Below are 18,839 nucleotides of genomic sequence, written 5' to 3'. Positions count from 1 at the left end.
GATTGCCGCTGCAGGCGCCGTCGGTGTAGATCTCCACGGAGGGTTGCTCCACGGCAAGGAACATAGCAAGGCGGCGCTCACGGCCAGGACCTTGGTCACGACATGTCGCGCTCGCGGTGACGCATGGTGGGCAGCGCCCGGCTCACCAGCCCCGCTCGCGCCACTCCTTCAGCTTGGGCCGCTCCGCGCCGAGCGTCGAGTCGTCCCCGTGCCCCGGGTAGAACCAGGTGTCGTCGGGCAGCGCGTCGAAGATCCGCTCCGACACGTCGTCGATGAGCGACGTGAAACCCTCCGGCGACGTGGTGCGGCCGACCCCGCCCGGGAACAGCGAATCGCCGGTGAACAGGTGCGGGTGGCCGCCGGGATCGCGGTACAGCAGCGCGATCGAGCCCGGCGTGTGCCCGCGCAGGTGGATCACTTCGAGCGTGACGTCGCCGACCGACACCGTGTCGCCGTTCTCCAGCAGGAAATCCGGCGGCACCGGCAGGGGCTGCGCGTCCAGCGGATGCGCGGCCGTGTTCGACCCGTTCGCGCCGGCGACGGCGCCGAGCGCCTGCCAGTGGTCGGCGTGCTGGTGGGTCGTGACGATCGTGCGCAGCGCGGGACGGTCGGGGCCGTGCCCGATCAGGTCCGAGATGCGGTCGGGATCGTTGGCGGCGTCGATCAGCAGCGCCTCGTTGCTTTCCCGGCACACCAGCAGGTACGCGTTGTTGTCCATCGGCCCGACGGACAACTTGGTGATGGTCAGCGCATCGAGGGTGCGCCGCGCGGCGTCCCCGCCCGGCTCGACGTGCCCGGTGTATTCCTCCACGACGTTCACGAATCACACCGTAGTCGCCTGATCGCTTACCCGTTCAGGTTGGTCTCAGAAACGTAACGTAGCCTCAGGCGCTGTTGTCCCGAGACGATCTTCAGGAAGACAGTGCTTCGTTCGACCCGATCCGCCAAAGCCGGCCAGCGCAAGATCAGCTGGGACGCCGTTCGCGTGATCGCCGTCGTCTCGGTGATGCTGGGGCACATCACGCATCAGGGCCCGCTCGCGCACCCCGAACTCGACGACTACCCGTTCAAGGTCACCGGCCAGTTCGGCGCGGCCGCGCTGATGGTCGTGTCCGGCTTCTTCGTGTGCCAGACGATCCGGCGCGGCGACGCGGGCCGCTGGCTGCGCGGCAAGATCGCCCGGCTGCTGCCGTCCTACCTGATCGCCGTCGTGATCACCTACCTGGTGATGCGTTTCGCCGGCGCGGCCTTCAGCCACCAGGGTTTCGACGGCGGCTGGTTCGACATGCTGTTCGGCCCGACTTCGGACGGCATCGCGTGGAAGACGTCGTGGTACGTCCCCGTGGGGCACGACCTGCTCGTCAACCTCGGCATGATCCAGGGCTGGAACCCGTCCTTCATCTGGCTCGACGGCTCCTACTGGACGCTGCCGGTGCAGATCATGGTGTTCGTGGCGGCCGCGGTGCTGTGGTCGGCGACGCCGTGGTTCCGCGGCGACCACACGATCAAGGCACTGGCCTGGGGTCTCACGGTGGTGCCGCTCGTGCTCCGGTTCCTGGTGATCGGTGCGGACAACCAGGCGAGCTGGGCGTTCGGTGTCGTGTTCGGGCTGGGCATGCACCGGATGCACGCGTTCGCCGCCGGCATCGGGATCTGGTTGTGGTCGCGCGACCGGATGAGCGGCAGGCAGCTGACCGCGCTGCTGGCCGCCGTGGTGATCGCGCAGGACATGCACCTCTACCCGGCGGGCGTCGCACTTCCGGGTGATCCCGCGCGGATGCCGTCGGACATCGGCTTCGCGGTGATGCTCGTCGCGATCTGCGCGGCGGCCAAGGGCCCGGACTGGACGTTCCTGCGCCCGGTCGCACCGCTGCTCACCTGGCTCGCCGGGATCTCCTACTGCGTGTACCTGCTGCACCAGGAGCTGGGCTATGTGCTGGCGAAGGTGCTGCTGGAATGGGGTTTCCCCGGCTGGGCCAGGCTGCCTCTCGTGCTCGTCGCCGGTGTGCTGGCGGGCTGGCTGATGACGAAGTACGTCGAACGGCCCGCGCACCGCCGGCTCACCCAGCCCCGGCGCCCCGCGCCGGCCCCCCGGACCGCCCTCGACGACCTGCTTCCGTCGCGTCGCGGGGACACCTCGGACGGGACGCCTCCGATTTCTGTCGGTGGGTCGTCCTAGCATGGATGCGGCTGGCTTTTCTCCGGCCGTGACTTTTCCAGCGAAGGGACCTTGGCGTGGCTGATCGCCTCGTTGTTCGCGGCGCCCGCGAGCACAATCTCCGTGGCGTCGATCTCGACCTGCCCAGGGACAGCCTCATCGTGTTCACCGGCCTGTCCGGCTCCGGGAAGTCGAGCCTGGCCTTCGACACGATCTTCGCCGAGGGCCAGCGCCGGTACGTGGAGTCGTTGTCGGCCTACGCACGGCAGTTCCTGGGGCAGATGGACAAGCCGGACGTGGACTTCATCGAGGGTCTGTCCCCGGCGGTGTCGATCGACCAGAAGTCCACCTCGCGCAACCCGCGCTCGACGGTGGGCACCATCACCGAGGTCTACGATTACCTGCGGCTGCTCTACGCCCGCGCGGGCAAGCCGCACTGCCCGCAGTGCGGCGAGCCGATCAGCAAGCAGACCCCGCAACAGATCGTCGACCAGGTGCTCGACATGGAACAGGGCACCCGGTTCCAGGTGCTCGCGCCGGTGGTGCGCGGCCGCAAGGGGGAGTACCTCGACCTGTTCGCGAACCTGCAGCAGCAGGGTTATGCGCGCGCTCGCGTGGACGGGCAGGTCTACCAGCTGACCGATCCGCCGAAGCTGAAGAAGCAGGAGAAGCACAACATCGGTGTGGTCATCGACCGGCTCACCGTGAAGGCCTCGTCCAAGCAGCGGCTCACCGACTCGGTGGAGACCGCGCTGCGGCTGGCCGACGGGCTGGTCGAACTGGAGTTCGTCGATCTGCCCGAGCACGATCCGCACCGCATCCGCGGCTTCTCGGAGAACCTCGCTTGCCCCAACGGGCATCCGCTGACGATCGAGGATCTGGAGCCCCGGTCGTTCTCGTTCAACTCGCCCTACGGCGCGTGCCCCGAGTGCACGGGTATCGGCATCCGCAAGGAGGTCGACCCGGAGCTGGTGGTGCCCGACGACGAGCTGTCGCTCGGCGAGGGCGCGATCGCCCCGTGGGCGGGCGGGCAGAGCGCCGAGTACTTCCAGCGGCTGCTCGAATCGCTGTCGGAGGCCATCGGTTTCCGCATGGACACCCCGTGGCGCAAGCTGCCCGCGAAGGCGCAGAAGGCGGTGCTGCACGGCGTCAACGAGCAGGTGCACGTCCGCTACCGCAACCGGTACGGCCGCCAGCGCTCGTACTACGCGAACTTCGAGGGGGTCATCCCGTTCCTGGAGCGGCGCCTGGAGCAGACCGAGTCCGAGTACATGCGTGAGCGGTACGAGGGCTACATGCGCGAGGTGCCGTGCCCGGCGTGCCAGGGCAGCAGGCTGAAGCCGGAGATCCTCGCCGTCACCCTCGAGCACGCCGAGTACGGCGACCGTTCGATCGCCGAGGTGTGCGCGCTGTCCATCGAGGAGGCTTCGGCGTTCCTGGACGGGCTGCGGCTGGACGAGCGGCAGGCCATGATCGCCGGCGCCGTGCTCAAGGAGATCCAGGCCCGGCTGCGCTTCCTGCTCGACGTCGGGCTGACCTACCTGTCGCTGGACCGGGCCGCGGGCACGCTCTCCGGTGGTGAGGCGCAGCGCATCCGGCTGGCCACCCAGATCGGTTCCGGACTGGTCGGCGTGCTCTACGTGCTCGACGAGCCGTCCATCGGGCTGCACCAGCGGGACAACCACCGGCTGATCGAGACACTGACCCGGCTGCGCGACCTCGGCAACACGCTCATCGTGGTCGAGCACGACGAGGACACCATCCGGTCCAGCGACTGGGTGGTCGACATCGGGCCCGGCGCGGGCGAGCACGGCGGGTACATCGTCCACAGTGGACCGTACAAGAAGCTTCTGCGCAGCAAGGAGTCGCTCACCGGACAGTACCTGTCCGGGCGGCAGGTCATCCACGTGCCGGAGATCCGGCGCCCGGTCAACAAGAAGCGGCAGCTGACCGTGGTGGGCGCGCGCGAGCACAACCTGCGCGGCATGGACGTGTCGTTCCCGCTCGGCTGCCTGGTCTCGGTCACCGGTGTGTCCGGCTCGGGCAAGTCCACACTGGTCAACGACATCCTGGCCACGGTGCTGGCGAACAAGCTCAACGGCGCGCGGCAGGTGCCGGGCAGGCACACGCGGGTGCGCGGGCTGGATCTGGTCGACAAGCTGGTGCGGGTCGACCAGTCGCCGATCGGCCGCACACCGCGGTCGAACCCGGCGACCTACACCGGCGTCTGGGATCACGTCCGTAAGCTGTTCGCCGCCACCACCGAGGCGAAGGTGCGCGGGTATCAGCCCGGTCGGTTCTCGTTCAACGTCAAGGGCGGCCGCTGCGAGGCGTGCGCGGGCGACGGCACGATCAAGATCGAGATGAACTTCCTGCCGGACGTGTACGTGCCGTGCGAGGTGTGCAAGGGCGCCCGGTACAACCGGGAGACCCTGGAGGTGCACTACAAGGGCAAGACCGTCTCGGACGTGCTGGACATGCCGATCGAGGAGGCCGCCGAGTTCTTCGAGCCGATCAAGGCGATCCACCGGCACCTGCAGACGCTGGTCGACGTCGGGCTCGGGTACGTGCGCCTCGGCCAGCCGGCGCCGACGCTGTCCGGCGGTGAGGCGCAGCGCGTCAAGCTCGCCAGCGAACTGCAGAAGCGCTCCACCGGCAAGACGGTCTACATCCTCGACGAGCCGACGACGGGCCTGCACTTCGAGGACATCCGCAAGCTGCTCGGCGTGATCAACGGCCTGGTCGACAAGGGCAACACGGTGGTCGTGATCGAGCACAACCTCGACGTCATCAAGACCGCCGACTGGATCATCGACATGGGCCCGGAGGGCGGTTCCGGTGGCGGCACGGTCGTCGCCGAGGGCACCCCCGAGCAGGTCGCCGAGATCGAGGAAAGCTACACCGGCCAATTCCTCAAAACCGTCCTCCCCTAAACCCGCGAGTCCAGACTTACCAGCGCCCGAGTCGAGCCTTCCGAGCGCCCGAGTCCGGGCTTCCCGGAGGTGCGAGTCGGGGCTTCCGGGGGCGCGAGTTGGGCTTTGTGGAGGTCCGAGTCGGGCTTTCTGAGGCCCCGAGTTCGGGGTTCCGGGAGTGCGAGTCGGGGGTTCCGGAGGTCCGAGTCGGGGGCTCCGGGTGCGCGAGTCGAGCGTTCCGGAAGCGCGAGTTGGGCTTCCCGAGGGCTCGAGTCGGGTGTTCCGGGAGTGCGAGTCCAGGCCTGCGGGCGCCCGAGTCGGGCTTTCCGGGGCCCCGAGTTGGGCGGGCCCGACGTCCGAGTTCGGGGTTCCGGAGGTGCGAGTCGAGCGTTCCAGACGTGCGAGTCGGGGGTTCCGGAGGCTCCGGTAGGGCGTTGAGCGATCCATGCACGCCACGGCGCTCGTGCACTGTCGTGCACTGCGCCGAGGGCGACGGAGGTACCGGCCTGACGCCACCGTGGGCGACGGCTACCGCGACCCTTGATCACGCATACTGGCCGGGTGGCCCTCAACAGCTACCGGTTCCGCGACGTCTGGCTCGTGCCCGCCCCCGCCCCCGCGGTCTTCCAGGCCGTGGTCGACCTCGCGGGTTATCCCCAGTGGTGGCCCGACGTCCGCTCGGTGGTCCAGATCGACGAGGACACCGCCGAGATCGTCTGCCAGGCCACCCTGCCCTACCGCCTGGTGGTGCGCATGCGCCGCGCGGAGGAGAACGAGACCGCCGGGCGGCTGGCCGTCCACCTCGACGGCGACCTGCGTGGCTCGCTGGCCGCGCGGGTGAGCAGCCATGCCATCGGCGCGATGCTGGACATACATCAGGACGTGGTCGCCACGAAACATCTGCTGCGGATGTTCGCGCCGGTCGCGCGACCGCTGTTCCGGGTCAACCACGCCCTGATGATGCGCCGCGGCAGGCGCGGCCTGTGTGCCCGCCTTACGCCGTGAGCACCTTCTCCTGAGGCGCCTCGGCAGTGTGCTCGTCAACGAGCGTCGTCTCGTTGAACGGGTCCTGTCCGGAAAGGACGGCCGCTGCCTTGGCCCGGTCGAACTCCCGTGTCCACGAGGCGATCAGCACGGTCGCGACCGCGTTGCCCGCGAAGTTGGTCACCGCGCGGGCCTCGGACATGAATCGGTCGATGCCGAGGATGAAGCCCACGCCGCCGACCAGGTCCGGCCGGTGCGACTGGAGCCCGCCCGCGAGCGTGGCGATCCCGGCGCCACTGACCCCGGCCGCGCCCTTCGACGCGATGATCATGAACACCAGCAGCGAGATCTGCTCGGGAATGGACAGCGGACTGCCCTGCGCCGTCGCGATGAACAGCGTCGCCATCGTCAGGTAGATCGCGGTGCCGTCGAGGTTGAACGAGTACCCGGTCGGCACGGTGATGCCCGCGACGGACCGGCTCACGCCGAGGTGCTGCATCTTCGCGATCAGCCGCGGCAGCGCGGACTCCGACGAGGAGGTGGACACGATCAGCAGGAACTCGCGGGCGAGGTAGCGCAGCAGGCTGAACACGCTGATCCTGGCGCCGAACCACAGGATCCCGCCGAGCACGACACACACGAACAGCAGGCAGGTCACGTAGAACCCGAGCATCACGACGAGCAGGCTCTTCAGCGCGGCCCAGCCGGTGTTGCCGACGACGGCCGCGATCGCGCCGAACGCACCGACCGGCGCCGCCCACATGATCATCGACAGGATCCGGAACACGAGCTTCTGGATGTGCTCGATGCCGCGCAGGATCGGCTTGCCCGCCGGCCCCAGCTTTTGCAACGCGAACCCGGCCAGCAGCGCCACCAGCAGGGTCTGCAGCACCGAGCCCGCGGTGAACGCCGACAGCAGTGACTCCGGGATGATGCCGAGCAGGAAGTCGGTGCTGCCCTCGCCGCCGGTGGCCTGCTGATGCGCCTTGGCCGCGGCCGACGGGTCGAGGTGCAGACCACTGCCCGGGTGCAGCAGGTTGCCGACGACCAGCCCGATCAGCAGCGCGACCGTCGACATCGCGAGGAAGTACCCGATCGCGAGCAGGCCGACCTTGCCCACCTTCGCGGCCTTGGCGACCGATCCGATGCCGAGCACGATGGTGCAGAAGATGATCGGCGAGATCATCATTTTGATCAGATTGACGAACCCGGTGCCCAGCGGCGCCAGACCCTTCGCGAACGACGGCGCCACGAGCCCGACGACGACGCCGAGCACGACGGCGGCCACGACCGCGAGGTAGAGATAGTGCATCCGATCCCGGCGCCGCGGCGCGGCGTCGGCGGTTTGCGGTGTCGGCACCCTTGCCTCCAAAGTGGGACTGCGCCGTGCCCGCGTCGGCACGGCTGGGGTGACTATGCGGTCCGGCTATGGCACCGGTCACGATTCTGTTCATTGAGTTCACGACCGGGCTGTGGGCGCGGCGGGTGTCAGGCTCTAAATTCGAGGGTATGAAGAACCGGCGCTGGAGCCTTGCCCGACAGCTGCTCGCGTTGCAGGTCGCCGGCGTCGGGGCGCTCGTGGCGGTCGGCGCCGGGCTGGCCTACGCCGACGCCTCGCGCGCCACCGACGATCACGCGCGCGACGAGGTCGTCACCGTGGCACACACGATCGCCGACACCCCGACCATCCTCGCCGCACTGTCTACATCGGACCCCAGTGCCCAGCTGCAGCCGTTCGCCGAACGGGTCCGCGCCGACACCGGGGTCGACTTCATCACGATCATGAATCCGGACGGCATCCGGTTCACCCACCCGAATCCGGCGGAGATCGGCCGCCGATTTCTCGGCAACACCGCCGAAGCCCGCGCGGGCCGGACGTTCACCGAGACCTACGCGGGCACGCTCGGCCCGTCGATGCGCGCCGTGGTGCCGGTGTCCGGCGCCGGTGGCCAGGTGGTCGCGCTCGTCGCAGTGGGCATCACCGTGAAGGCGATCTCGGCCGAGCTGAAGGAGCGGCTGATCCCGCTCGTCGCGGTCGCCGCGGCGGTCCTCGTGGTCGGCATGGCGGGCAGTTTCCTGATCAGCACCCGGCTCCGCAAACAGACCCGCGGTCTCGCCCCGGCGGAGCTGAGCAGCGTGTTCGCCTACTACGAGGCCACGCTGCGCGCCGTGCGGGAAGGGCTCGTGCTCGTCGGCGCGGACGGCCGGGTCGTGCTGTGCAACGATGGCGCCCGCGAGCTGCTCGGGCTCACGCGGGACCCGGTGGGCACACCGGTCGCCGAACTGGGCCTGCCGCCCGCGCTCGCGGAGACCTTCCGCGCGGGCGAGCCGCGCACCGACGAGATCCACGTGACCGACACGCGGGTGCTCGTGGTGAGCACGGCACCCGTCCAGCGGGACCGCGGCACCGTCGTGACGCTACGCGACCACACCGACCTGCAGCTGCTGACCGGCGAACTGCAGACCACGCGCGGTCTGGCCGAGGCCCTGCGGTCGCAGGCACATGAGGCCGCGAACCGCCTGCACACCGTGGTTTCGCTGGTCGAGATGGGCCGTGCGAGCGAGGCGGTGGAGTTCGCGACGGCCGAGCTGGAGATCGCGCAACGCCTGACCGACCGCGTCGTCGGCGCGGTGTCGGAACCCGTGCTGGCCGCGCTGCTGCTGGGAAAGGCGGCCGAGGCCAGCGAACGCGGTGTGGAGCTGGTGCTCACCGAGGACACCGCGCTGGACGACCTCGACGTCGAGCCACGCGACCTGGTGACGATTCTCGGCAACCTCATCGACAACGCGATCGACGCCGCGGTGGAGAACGCGGCCGCCGCCAAACCCGTGGTGACCGTGACGGCCCGCGACCACGGCGGAACCCTGCTGCTGCGCGTGGCCGACTCCGGCAGGGGGGTGCCGGAGCAGCGGCGCGGCGACGTGTTCGATCGCGGCTGGACCACCAAACCGCAGGACGGGCCGGTCGGGCACGGCCTCGGGCTGGCACTGGTCGGTCAGGCGGTGCGCCGCTACGGCGGCACCATCGACATCGGAGGTGAGGGCGGCGCCGTGTTCACGGTCCGGCTGCCGGTGCGGCAGGGAGCCGCCCGATGATCATGGTGCTGGTCGTCGAGGACGATCTCGTCGCGGCGGAGGCCCACCGGCAGTACGTCGAGCGGGTCGCCGGGTTCACTGTCGCCGGTGTCGTGCATTCGGGCGCGGAGGCGCTGCGGTTCTGCGAGCGGCACACGGTCGATCTGGTGCTGCTCGATTTCTACCTGCCCGACACGCACGGGCTCGCGGTCTGCCGGGCGCTGCGTGCTTCGGGCAGCGCGGCCGACGTCATCGCGGTGACCTCCGCGCGTGATCTCGCTGTGGTCAAGACCGCCGTGTCCGCCGGAGTGGTGCAATACCTTCTCAAACCGTTCACCTTCGCGTCACTGCGCGAAAAGCTGGAGCGCTACGCGCAGTTCCGGCAGAGCGCCGGGCAGGCCTCCGATCAGACCGATGTGGACCGTGCGCTCGCGACGCTGCGCACGCCGTCACACCAGGGCCTGCCGAAGGGCATGAGCGAGCACACGCTGAACGCGATCGCCGGCGCGCTACGGGCCGAACCGGAGGGTCTGCCCGCGGGCGCGGCGGCCTCGGCCACCGGCGTTTCGCGCGTGACCGCACGCCGGTATCTGGAGTATCTGGCCGACACCGGACTGGCCGCACGTGAGCCTCGCTACGGGCAGGTGGGCAGACCTGAGGTTTGGTACCGCGCGCTCACCTGAGACCCGTTATTGTCCGGGGCATGAGTCAGCCGTATCCGCAGCAGTTCCCCATCCTGCTGTCCACAATGAACGATTTGCCAGGCTACAAGGTGGTCCGTGTCTTCGGTGAGGTTTTCGGGCTCACCGTGCGCAGCCGGAACATGTTCTCGACCATGGGCGCGGGCTTCAAGGCGATGGCGGGCGGTGAGCTGAAGGGGCTGTCCAAACTGCTGTCCGACTCCCGCTACGAGGCGCTCGGCCGGCTCGCCCAGGAGGCGATGGGCCACGGGGCCAACGCCGTGCTCGCGCTGCGCTTCGACTGCAACGAGATCGCGCAGACCGCCAGCGAGATCGCCGCGTACGGCACCGCCGTCTACGTGGTGCCCGAAGGCGCCGAAGGCATGCAGCAGGCGGCTCCGCAGCAGCAGGTCCAGCAGCACGCGGCGCAGCAGCAGTACCAGCAGCAGCCGCAGGGCCAGTATCAGCAGGCACCCCAGCAGCAGGCCTACCCGCAACAGCAGTGAACCGGAACCAACTGGGGTGCCCGCCGAGGCGGGCACCTTTTTCTTGCCCGGGCTAGAAATACGTGCGCACGAAGTCGGTCACGGTCTCGCCCTCGACGACGGGAATCAGCGGCCACTTGTCGAACACGGTGCACGGGTGCGACAAGCCGAGCCCCACCCAGTCGCCGACCGCCAGCGGTGAGCCCGCGGGCAGGGCGACGAACGCGTGCTGGTCGTTGAGCGCGGTCACGGTGTGGCCGGGCAGCCGGGTGGTCGTCCCGTTCGCACGGTGCAGTCGCGGCTCCGGCAGCCCCTCGTCGAACGACGCGTCGCGCTTGCCGAGAGTCAGCAGCGCGAGATCGCTCGCCGGATTCGACGTGACCTGCGCCCAGGCGCGCAAGGCGGGGCGCAATCCTGGCGTACCGTCGATGCGCGGCCGTACGCCGAGCGGGGAGATTCCGCGGTAGAAACCGTCGTCGTGGGTCACATACGCCCCGCTGCGCAGTACCGGGAGCACAGGCATCCCGGCCGGCCAGCCCGTCGTGAGTTCCCGCGCGACCTGATCGAAGTAGGCGCTGCCGCCTGCGGTCACGATCACCTGGGGAACGTCGGCGAAGAATCCCCGCTGCGCCAAGGTGATGGTCAGTTCGCGCAGGGTGCGGAGATAGCCGGTGACGATCTCTCGCGAGCGCTCGGAAGCGTCGTGCGCGAGCGCGCCCTCGTAGCCGCCGACCCCGGCCAGCCGGAGCGCGGGGCTGCGGCGCACGGCCTCGGCGACGTCGAGCGCGGTCGTTTCGTCGCGGACCCCGGTGCGGCCCGGGTCGGCGCCGAGTTCGACCAGCACGTCGACCTGCCTGCCGGATCCGGCGAGCGCGGCGGTCATCAGTTCGGCGCCGCGCACCGAATCCACCCAGCAACAGAACTCGAAGGAGTGATCCGCGGCGAGTTCGGCGGCCAGCCAGCGCAGCGCCGCGGGATCCACCAGCTGGTTGGCGAAGACGATCCGGGACACGCCGAAGGCGCGGTAGACGCGCAGCTGACTGGCGTTCGCGGCGGTGATGGCCCACGCGCCGTGCGCGGCCTGCCTGTCGAACAGCTGCGGCGCCATCGTCGTCTTGCCGTGCGGGGCGAGCGCGACGCCGTGGCCGGCGCACCAGGCCGCCATCGTCCGCAGGTTGTGCTCCAGCGCGGCCGCGTCGAGCACGACGAGCGGGCCGACGAACCCGTCGTCGAACAGGTGCGGCCTTCGTGCGGCCGCCTCGCCGAGCGAAAAGCCCCACAGGGCCGAGGGAAGCCCCTTGAAACGCCAGTCGAGCGGTTCCTCGCGGAGGGCGGCGAGCGCCACCGGGTCGAGGCGGCAGGCGGTGAACGTCATCAACACCTCGTAGCATCGGATCGCGGGCGGGGCAATGGGATGCTTCCGTCCACAGTGGAGCGAAAGGAAACACGCATGGCCAAGGTCGCGATCAGCACCGGCAACGCGCCGAAACCGGCTGCCGCGTACTCGCAGGGCGTCCGCAAGGGCAACATCCTGCAGGTGGCGGGTCAGGTCCCGCTCGACCCGGAAACGGGCCGGGTGGTCGGTACGACGGTGGGGGAGCAGGCGCGGCAGGTGCTGGCCAACCTCGACGCCGTGCTCGAGGCGGCCGGATCCGGCGCCGGCGATCTCGTGATGGTCCGGGTCTACCTCACCGATCCCACGCACTTCGCCGAGTTCAACGCGGTCTACAACGACTGGGCCCAGGAGCCCTACGCCGCGAGGACCACGGTGTACGTCGGCCTCGCCCCCGACCTCCTCGTCGAGATCGACGCGCTCGCCGTCGTGGACTAGTGAACCGGGCCGGTGTACTGCTCGCCGGGCCCCTGGCCGGGCGCGTCGGGCATGGCGGACATCTCGCGGAACGCCTTCTGCAGGGACTGCAGGCCGTCACGCAGGGGAGCGGCGTGCACACCGAGGTACTCGGCCGAGGAGGTCACCAGCCCGGCGAGCGCGGTGATCAGCCTGCGGGCCTCGTCCAGGTCGCGGCGGGGGCTGGACTCCGGGTCGTCGTCGGCGAGGCCCAGCCGTTCGGCCGCCGCCGACATCAGCATCACGGCCGCCCGGCTGATCACCTCTACGCTGGGGATATCGCTGAGCTCGCGGACCCCCGCGGAATTTTCGGGCTGCTGGGAAGCGTTGTAAGACACGTCTGGTACCCTTCCACGTGCGACCAGCCCTCGAGCCATCGGGGGCCGCAAGTGGAGCCCCGCTCCCACCCGAGTCGCCGCTCGAGGCGGCCGGGTCCGGTCTCGCCACCGCGTGGTGGCGAAGCGTCCGCGTTGCGGACGCGATCGGAACGAGGGCCCCGCATCGGCACTGGAAAGAGCCGAAGCCGGGGCCCGTGGTATGTGGGCACCAGGGTCGAGCAGGCTAGGACAACTTTCCTCGGACCAAGGAGGCCACATCAGCTCCGAGACACGCATCAACGAACGCATCCGTGTTCCCGAGGTCCGCTTGGTCGGACCCAACGGTGAACAGGTCGGGATCGTCCGGATCGAGGATGCGCTCAGGCTCGCCCAGGAGGCGGACCTCGACCTCGTCGAGGTGGCGCCGCAGGCGCGCCCGCCGGTCTGCAAGCTCATGGACTTCGGCAAGTTCAAGTACGAGAGCGCGCAGAAGGCCCGCGAGTCACGCCGTAACCAGCAGCTCACGGTCATCAAAGAGCAGAAGCTGCGTCCCAAGATCGACCAGCACGACTACGAGACGAAGAAGGGCCACGTGTCCCGCTTCCTCTCCGCTGGGAACAAGGTGAAGGTCACCATCATGTTCCGCGGTCGTGAGCAGTCCCGGCCGGAGCTCGGTTTCCGGCTGCTGCAGAAGCTCGCCGACGACGTGTCCGAGCTCGGCTACGTGGAGTCGTCGCCGAAGCAGGACGGCCGCAACATGATCATGGTGCTGGCCCCGCACAAGAACGCGAAGGCGAAGCAGAAGCCGGCCAGGGAACCGGTCGAGTCCTGACCTGACAGCGCCGACGCAGTCCGCAGCACACCGGGTTTTTCCGGTGTGCTGCACCATGAAAGAGAGTTACGAATGCCGAAGATGAAGACGCACAGCGGGACCTCCAAGAGGATCCGGGTCACCGGCAGCGGCAAGCTGCGCCGCCAGAAGGCCGGCCGCCGCCACCTCATGGAGAAGAAGTCCAGCCGGGTCACCCGCCGCCTCGAAGGCACCGGCGAGGTCGCCAAGAACGACGTCGGCCGGGTCAAGCGGCTCCTCGGCCGCTGAAGCCTCCGCCCAGACTTGCCCTAACACCCCGGGGCGCCACGAGCGCCCCCTGAGATCGACAGGATGGACCCGTGGCACGCGTCAAGCGGGCGGTCAACGCCCAGAAGAAGCGTCGCGCAACTCTCGAACTGGCCAGCGGCTACCGTGGCCAGCGTTCGCGGCTCTACCGCAAGGCCAAGGAGCAGACGCTCCACTCGCTCAACTACGCCTATCGGGACCGCCGTGCCCGCAAGGGTGACTTCCGCCAGCTGTGGATCACCCGCATCAACGCGGCCGCCCGTCAGAACGGCGTCACCTACAACCGGTTCATCCAGGGCCTGAAGGCCGCCGGTGTGGAGGTCGACCGCAAGGTGCTGGCCGACCTGGCCGTCAACGACGCCGCGGCGTTCGCCGCGCTCGCGGAGGTCGCCAAGCAGAACGTGCCCGCGGCCGAAGACAAGAAGTCGGCCTGAGCAGGGACCTGACGCGACCCGGGGCGGAACCGTTCACCGAACGGACCCCCCGGGTTGCTGCTGCCCGGCGCCTGACGCGCCGCGCCGAGCGTGACAAGGCCGGCCGGTTTCTCGCCGAGGGCGCCAATGCCGTCGAAGCCGCGCTGGCTCGCGGTGAGGTGTACGACCTGTTCGTCACCGAGCGTGCCGCGCAGGCGCACGCGGATCTGGTGAACACCGCGCTCGAGGCCGGTGTGCGCGTCTCGCCGATCACCGACCGCGCGGCCGCCGGGTTGTCCGAAACCGTGACCCCGCAAGGAATCGTCGCGGTGTGCGCACTGCTGGACCGCCCGCTGGAGGGACTGCTGGCTCCGGGCGCGCGACTGGTCGCGGTGCTCGTCGACGTCGCGGATCCCGGCAACGCGGGCACGGTCATCCGGGTCGCCGACGCCGCGGGCGCGGACGCGGTGATCGTCGCCGGGGACAGCGTCGACCCGCACAACGGCAAATGCGTCCGCGCGTCCGCGGGCAGCCTGTTCCACCCGCCGCTGGCCCGCACCCGCGACGCCGGTGCCGCACTGGCGGCCTGCCGCGCGGCCGGGCTGCGCCTGTTCGGCGCCCACGGGTACGCCGACACCTCCCTCGACACCCTCGACCTGACCACGCCCGCCGCGTGGGTTTTCGGCAACGAGGCACACGGTCTTCCCCCCGCGGTCCTCGGCGAGGTCGACGAGTGCGTACGTATCCCCCTCTACGGGGAGGCGGAGAGCCTCAACCTCGCCACGGCCGCCGCGGTGTGCCTGTACGGCAGCGCGATGGCGCAGCGCAGGTCAAGCGGAGGGTGACCGGGGCTCACCCGAGAGCGGTCGCCTAGAATCCCTCGGTAATCGCTACGTGTGCTCGCGCCGAGCCGCGGACCAGTCACAGCGGACGCTGAGGAGCTATGTCCGGAGCCAACGACAAGCAGGACCCCACGCCGGCCGAGGCACTCACGCCGGAGACCCTGCAGGCCGCGATCACCAGCGCGGAGGCCGAGTTCGGGCAGGCCGGAACCCTCGATGAACTCGCGGCGGTGAAGCCCGCGCACCTCGGCGACCACTCGCCGTTGATGCTGGCCCGGCGCGCTATCGGGGCGCTGCCCAAGCAGGAGAAGGCCGAGTCGGGCAAGCGGGTCAACGAGGCCCGGCAGGCCATCCAGAGCAGCTTCGACACGCGCCGGGCCGCGCTGCAGGCCGAGCGCGACGAGCGGGTGCTGCGCGAAGAGGCCGTCGACGTGACGCTGCCGTGGGACCGGGTGCCGCGCGGTGCCCGCCACCCCATCACCACGATCAGCGAGCACGTGGCCGACGTGTTCGTCGCGATGGGCTGGGAGGTCGCCGAGGGGCCCGAGCTGGAAGCCGAATGGTTCAACTTCGACGCGCTGAACTTCGGCAAGGACCACCCCGCGCGGCAGATGCAGGACACCTTCTACGTCGGCGAGCCCGGATCGGGACTGGTGCTGCGCACGCACACCTCCCCGGTGCAGGCCCGCACGCTGCTGCACCGCGACCTGCCGGTGTACGTCGTGTGCCCCGGCCGCACCTACCGCACCGACGAGCTCGATTCGACGCACACTCCGGTGTTCTCGCAGGTCGAGGGCCTCGCGGTGGACAAGGGCATCACGATGGCGCACCTGAAGGGCACGCTGGACGCGTTCGCCCGCGCCATGTTCGGAAGCGCGTCGAAGACGCGGCTGCGTCCGCACTTCTTCCCGTTCACCGAGCCCTCCGCCGAGGTGGACGTGTGGTTCGAGGAGAAGAAGGGCGGCGCCGGCTGGGTCGAATGGGGCGGCTGCGGCATGGTCAATCCCAACGTGCTGCGAGCCTGCGGCGTGGACCCCGAGGTGTACTCCGGGTTCGCGTTCGGCATGGGGCTCGAGCGGACGCTGCAGTTCCGCAACGGCATCCCCGACATGCGTGACATGGTGGAAGGCGACGTCCGGTTCACCCTTCCCTTCGGAACGGAGGCATAGTGCGAGTCCCCGTTAGCTGGCTCACCGAGCATCTCGACGCCGGCGAGGTCGGACCGCAGGAACTCGCGGACGCCCTCGTGCGGATCGGGATCGAGGTCGACGCGGTGGACAAGCTCGGTGACGTTACCGGGCCGCTCGTCGTGGGCCGCGTCGCCGAGATCGAGGAACTGACCGGGTTCAAGAAGCCGATCCGCTACTGCCGGGTCGAGACCGGCGAGGACAACGACACCGAAGACGAGCCCGAGGAGCAGGAGGGCCCGTCGGGCATCCGCACCCGCGGCATCGTCTGCGGCGCCACGAACTTCGCCGAGGGCGATCTCGTCGTGGTCGCGCTGCCGGGTGCGGTGCTGCCGGGCGGTTTCGCGATCGCGCAGCGCAAGACCTACGGCAAGATCAGCGACGGCATGATCTGCTCGGCGCGTGAGCTGGGCCTCGGCGACGACCACAGCGGGATTCTGGTGCTGCCGCCCGCCACGGCCTCGCCGGGTGACGACGCGCGCTCGATCCTGGAACTCGACGACACGGTGCTGGAGCTCGTGCCGACCCCGGACCGCGGCTACGCGCTGTCGGTGCGCGGGCTGGCGCGGGAACTGGCGTGCGCGCTGGACGTCCCGTTCGGCGACCCGGCGAACCTGGAACTTCCCGCGCCCGAGGGCGAGGCCTGGCCGGTGCGCATCGAGGATCCGAGCGGCTGCTCGCGGTTCGTCCTGCGGCGGGTCACCGGGCTCGACGCCGGTGCGCCCACGCCGTTCTGGATCCGGCGGCGGCTGCTGCTTGCCGGGATCCGGTCGATTTCGCTGGCCGTGGACGTCACCAACTACGTGATGCTGGAGCTGGGGCATCCGCTGCACGCCTTCGACACGTCCTCGGTGAAGGGCGATCTGGTGGTGCGCCGGGCGAAGCCGGGCGAAAAACTGACCACTTTGGACGATGTCGAGCGTGCGCTGGACCCGGACGACATGGTGATCGCCGACGATTCGGGCGTGATCTCGCTGGCGGGCACGATGGGTGGCGCGAGCACCGAGATCAGCCCGGAGAGCACGGACGTGCTGTTGGAGGCGGCGCACTGGGATCCGCCGTCGATCAGCCGCACCGCGCGCAGGCACAAGCTGTTCTCCGAGGCGGCCAAGCGATTCGAGCGCTACACCGATCCGCAGCTGTGCGCGGCGGCGGTCGAGATGGCGGCGCGGCTGCTGCGGCGGTACGGGGACGGAAGTATCCAGCCGGGCCGCAGCGATGTCGGCGAGGTCGCCCCGCAGAAGCCGATCACCATGCCGATCGATTTGCCGGACCGCGTCGCGGGCGTGCGCTACGAGCGCGGCGTGACGGTGCGGCGGCTCGGGCAGATCGGCTGCAAGGTCACGGTCGGCACGTCGGACGAGGGTGCCGCGCAGGTGACCGCGGTGCCGCCGAGCTGGCGCGGGGATCTCGTGCAGCCCGCGGACCTGGTGGAGGAGGTGCTGCGGCTGGAGGGGTACGACAGCATTCCGTCCACGCTGCCGCAGGCGCCCGCCGGCCGTGGGCTGACGGAGTCGCAGCGCCGGCGCCGCACCGTATCGCGCGCGCTGGCCGAGGCCGGGTACGTCGAGGTGCTGCCGTTCCCGTTCATCTCCGCCGCCACCTGGGACGCGTTCGGCCTGCCGGAGGACGACGTCCGCCGGCGGACGGTGAAGGTGCAGAACCCGCTGGAGGCGGAGAAGGACCAGATGGCCAGCTCGCTGCTGCCTGGTCTGCTGGACACCTTGCAGCGCAACGTTTCCCGCGGTTTCCGTGACCTCGCATTGTTCCACATCGGACAGGTCGTGCTGCCCAGTGCGTCACCGGTCGCGGTGCCGGAGCTGGGCGTGGACGGGCGGCCCACCGACGAGGAACTGGCCACGCTGGAGGCCGCTGTGCCGGTGCAGCCGCAGCATGTGGCGGTGGTGCTGGCCGGCGAGCGGGAGCGGTCGGGCTGGTGGGGTTCCGGCGAGCAGGCTGGCTGGGCGGACGCCGTGCAGGCGGCGCGTCTGGTCGGCGAGGCCGCGGGGGTGAGGTTGCGGGTGCGCTCGGCGGATCTGCTGCCGTGGCACCCCGGCCGCTGCGCCGAGCTGCTCGTCGGCGACTGGCCGGTCGGCCACGCGGGCGAACTGCACCCGAAGGTGGTCGAGGCACTGGGCCTGCCCAAACGCACGGTGGCGATGGAGCTGGACCTGGACGCGGTCCCGCTGCCGCACGACCGGCCCGCGCCCGCGGTGTCGCCGTACCCGCCGGTGCTGCTGGATGTGGCGTTGGTGGTCGACGAGAAGGTGCCCGCCGCCGACCTGGCGGAAGCGATCATCGCCGGCGGCGGTGATCTCCTGGAGGACGTCAACCTGTTCGACTCCTACACGGGCGACCAGGTGGGGGCGGGCAAGCGCTCGCTGGCGTACAAGCTGCGCTTCCGCGCCCCGGACCGCACCCTGACCGTGGAAGAGGCGACGAAAGCGCGCGACGCCGCGGTGGCCGAAGCCGCCTCCCGCTACGGCGCCACACTCCGCAGCTGACCCTTGGCCCCGGCCCGCGGCCCCCGACCCCGGTTCCGGGCCGTGGCACGCGGCACGCGGCACGTGGCCAGCTTCGCCCGTCGGCCCGCTCCGAGCCAAGGGAGCGGGCCGATGTGTCGGCCCACGCAAGCGACAGCCGCGGTTTGCGGCGTGGCCTGGCCCGCGGCAGTGGCCGACGTGTCAAGGATGCGGGTCCTAAATGCGGCGCAGGCATGGGTGCGGCCCAGGTCCCCTCGGTGGTCCGGGTCGAGTGACGACCGCGCCAGTGCCAGCACCAGCCCGGCGTGGCGTGTGCTGCCCGGGTCAGCGTGGGCGT

17 protein-coding genes are annotated in these 18,839 nt (G+C 70.1%); 13 read left to right on the top strand and 4 right to left on the bottom strand.

Annotation, left to right across the window (positions count from 1 at the left end):
* Window positions 1–142: 142 nt before the first annotated feature.
* Complete coding sequence (locus HFP15_RS38735) at window positions 143–820, bottom strand: MBL fold metallo-hydrolase (RefSeq protein ID WP_168522967.1); 678 nt, start codon at window positions 818–820, stop codon at window positions 143–145.
* 102 nt (window positions 821–922) lie between these two features.
* Between HFP15_RS38735 and HFP15_RS38730 the strand changes: the two genes are divergently transcribed.
* From HFP15_RS38730 to HFP15_RS38720, 3 genes are all read left to right on the top strand, one after another.
* Window positions 923–2,179, top strand: coding sequence for an acyltransferase family protein (locus tag HFP15_RS38730; protein WP_312871962.1), 1,257 nt, complete (start codon window positions 923–925; stop codon window positions 2,177–2,179).
* A 56-nt stretch (window positions 2,180–2,235) separates the two neighbouring features.
* On the top strand, window positions 2,236–5,091 hold the full coding sequence (gene uvrA, locus HFP15_RS38725; protein WP_168522965.1) for an excinuclease ABC subunit UvrA: 2,856 nt from the start codon (window positions 2,236–2,238) through the stop codon (window positions 5,089–5,091).
* A 540-nt stretch (window positions 5,092–5,631) separates the two neighbouring features.
* Window positions 5,632–6,075 (top strand): SRPBCC family protein, encoded by a 444-nt coding sequence (locus tag HFP15_RS38720; protein WP_168522963.1) that lies wholly within the window; start codon window positions 5,632–5,634, stop codon window positions 6,073–6,075.
* Here HFP15_RS38720 and HFP15_RS38715 read toward each other — a convergent pair.
* A complete protein-coding gene (locus tag HFP15_RS38715; RefSeq protein WP_168522973.1) occupies window positions 6,065–7,366 on the bottom strand; it encodes a cation:dicarboxylate symporter family transporter in 1,302 nt (433 codons plus the stop codon). The genes HFP15_RS38720 and HFP15_RS38715 overlap by 11 nt on opposite strands.
* Window positions 7,367–7,563: 197 nt before the next feature.
* Here HFP15_RS38715 and HFP15_RS38710 point away from each other — a divergent pair, with 197 nt between their 5' ends.
* From HFP15_RS38710 to HFP15_RS38700, 3 genes are read left to right on the top strand one after another with little or no spacing between them, the layout of a single operon-like run.
* Window positions 7,564–9,150: a sensor histidine kinase gene (locus HFP15_RS38710; protein WP_210718446.1), complete on the top strand. Its 1,587-nt coding sequence runs from the start codon at window positions 7,564–7,566 to the stop codon at window positions 9,148–9,150.
* The gene (locus HFP15_RS38705; RefSeq protein WP_168522959.1) at window positions 9,147–9,812 is read left to right on the top strand and encodes a response regulator; all 666 of its coding nucleotides are present in this window, start codon (window positions 9,147–9,149) and stop codon (window positions 9,810–9,812) included. Before HFP15_RS38710 ends, HFP15_RS38705 begins: the two co-directional genes overlap by 4 nt.
* 20 nt (window positions 9,813–9,832) lie before the next feature.
* Window positions 9,833–10,315 (top strand): YbjQ family protein, encoded by a 483-nt coding sequence (locus tag HFP15_RS38700; RefSeq protein ID WP_168522957.1) that lies wholly within the window; start codon window positions 9,833–9,835, stop codon window positions 10,313–10,315.
* 52 nt (window positions 10,316–10,367) lie between these two features.
* On the opposite strand, the gene HFP15_RS38695 is transcribed toward HFP15_RS38700, so the two are convergent.
* On the bottom strand, window positions 10,368–11,669 hold the full coding sequence (locus HFP15_RS38695; RefSeq protein WP_168522955.1) for an amino acid deaminase: 1,302 nt from the start codon (window positions 11,667–11,669) through the stop codon (window positions 10,368–10,370).
* Between the two features lie 75 nt (window positions 11,670–11,744).
* Between HFP15_RS38695 and HFP15_RS38690 the strand changes: the two genes are divergently transcribed.
* Window positions 11,745–12,125, top strand: coding sequence for a RidA family protein (locus HFP15_RS38690; RefSeq protein ID WP_168522953.1), 381 nt, complete (start codon window positions 11,745–11,747; stop codon window positions 12,123–12,125).
* Here HFP15_RS38690 and HFP15_RS38685 read toward each other — a convergent pair.
* Complete coding sequence (locus HFP15_RS38685) at window positions 12,122–12,520, bottom strand: DUF1844 domain-containing protein (RefSeq protein WP_210718445.1); 399 nt, start codon at window positions 12,518–12,520, stop codon at window positions 12,122–12,124. The genes HFP15_RS38690 and HFP15_RS38685 overlap by 4 nt on opposite strands.
* Window positions 12,521–12,680: 160 nt before the next feature.
* Between HFP15_RS38685 and infC the strand changes: the two genes are divergently transcribed.
* The 6 genes from infC (at window position 12,681) to pheT (ending at window position 18,523) form a co-directional block, all read left to right on the top strand.
* Entirely contained in the window at window positions 12,681–13,292 is a 612-nt protein-coding gene (infC, locus tag HFP15_RS38680) for a translation initiation factor IF-3 (protein ID WP_168522949.1), read from the top strand.
* 72 nt (window positions 13,293–13,364) lie between these two features.
* Entirely contained in the window at window positions 13,365–13,559 is a 195-nt protein-coding gene (gene rpmI, locus HFP15_RS38675) for a 50S ribosomal protein L35 (RefSeq protein WP_020420415.1), read from the top strand.
* A 71-nt stretch (window positions 13,560–13,630) separates the two neighbouring features.
* Window positions 13,631–14,011, top strand: a complete 381-nt coding sequence (gene rplT / locus HFP15_RS38670; RefSeq protein WP_168522947.1) for a 50S ribosomal protein L20 — start codon at window positions 13,631–13,633, stop codon at window positions 14,009–14,011.
* Window positions 14,008–14,835, top strand: a complete 828-nt coding sequence (locus HFP15_RS38665; protein ID WP_210718450.1) for a TrmH family RNA methyltransferase — start codon at window positions 14,008–14,010, stop codon at window positions 14,833–14,835. Before rplT ends, HFP15_RS38665 begins: the two co-directional genes overlap by 4 nt.
* Before the next feature lie 98 nt (window positions 14,836–14,933).
* Complete coding sequence (gene pheS, locus HFP15_RS38660; protein ID WP_168522945.1) at window positions 14,934–16,001, top strand: phenylalanine--tRNA ligase subunit alpha; 1,068 nt, start codon at window positions 14,934–14,936, stop codon at window positions 15,999–16,001.
* Complete coding sequence (gene pheT / locus HFP15_RS38655; protein ID WP_168522943.1) at window positions 16,001–18,523, top strand: phenylalanine--tRNA ligase subunit beta; 2,523 nt, start codon at window positions 16,001–16,003, stop codon at window positions 18,521–18,523. Before pheS ends, pheT begins: the two co-directional genes overlap by 1 nt.
* Window positions 18,524–18,839: the final 316 nt, after the last annotated feature.

Origin of the sequence: Amycolatopsis acididurans (genome assembly GCF_012328925.1) — a bacterium.
Lineage (GTDB): Bacteria > Actinomycetota > Actinomycetes > Mycobacteriales > Pseudonocardiaceae > Amycolatopsis_E > Amycolatopsis_E acididurans.
Note: the sequence above shows the minus strand (reverse complement) of the source record. Positions and strands in the feature narration are given on the sequence as shown.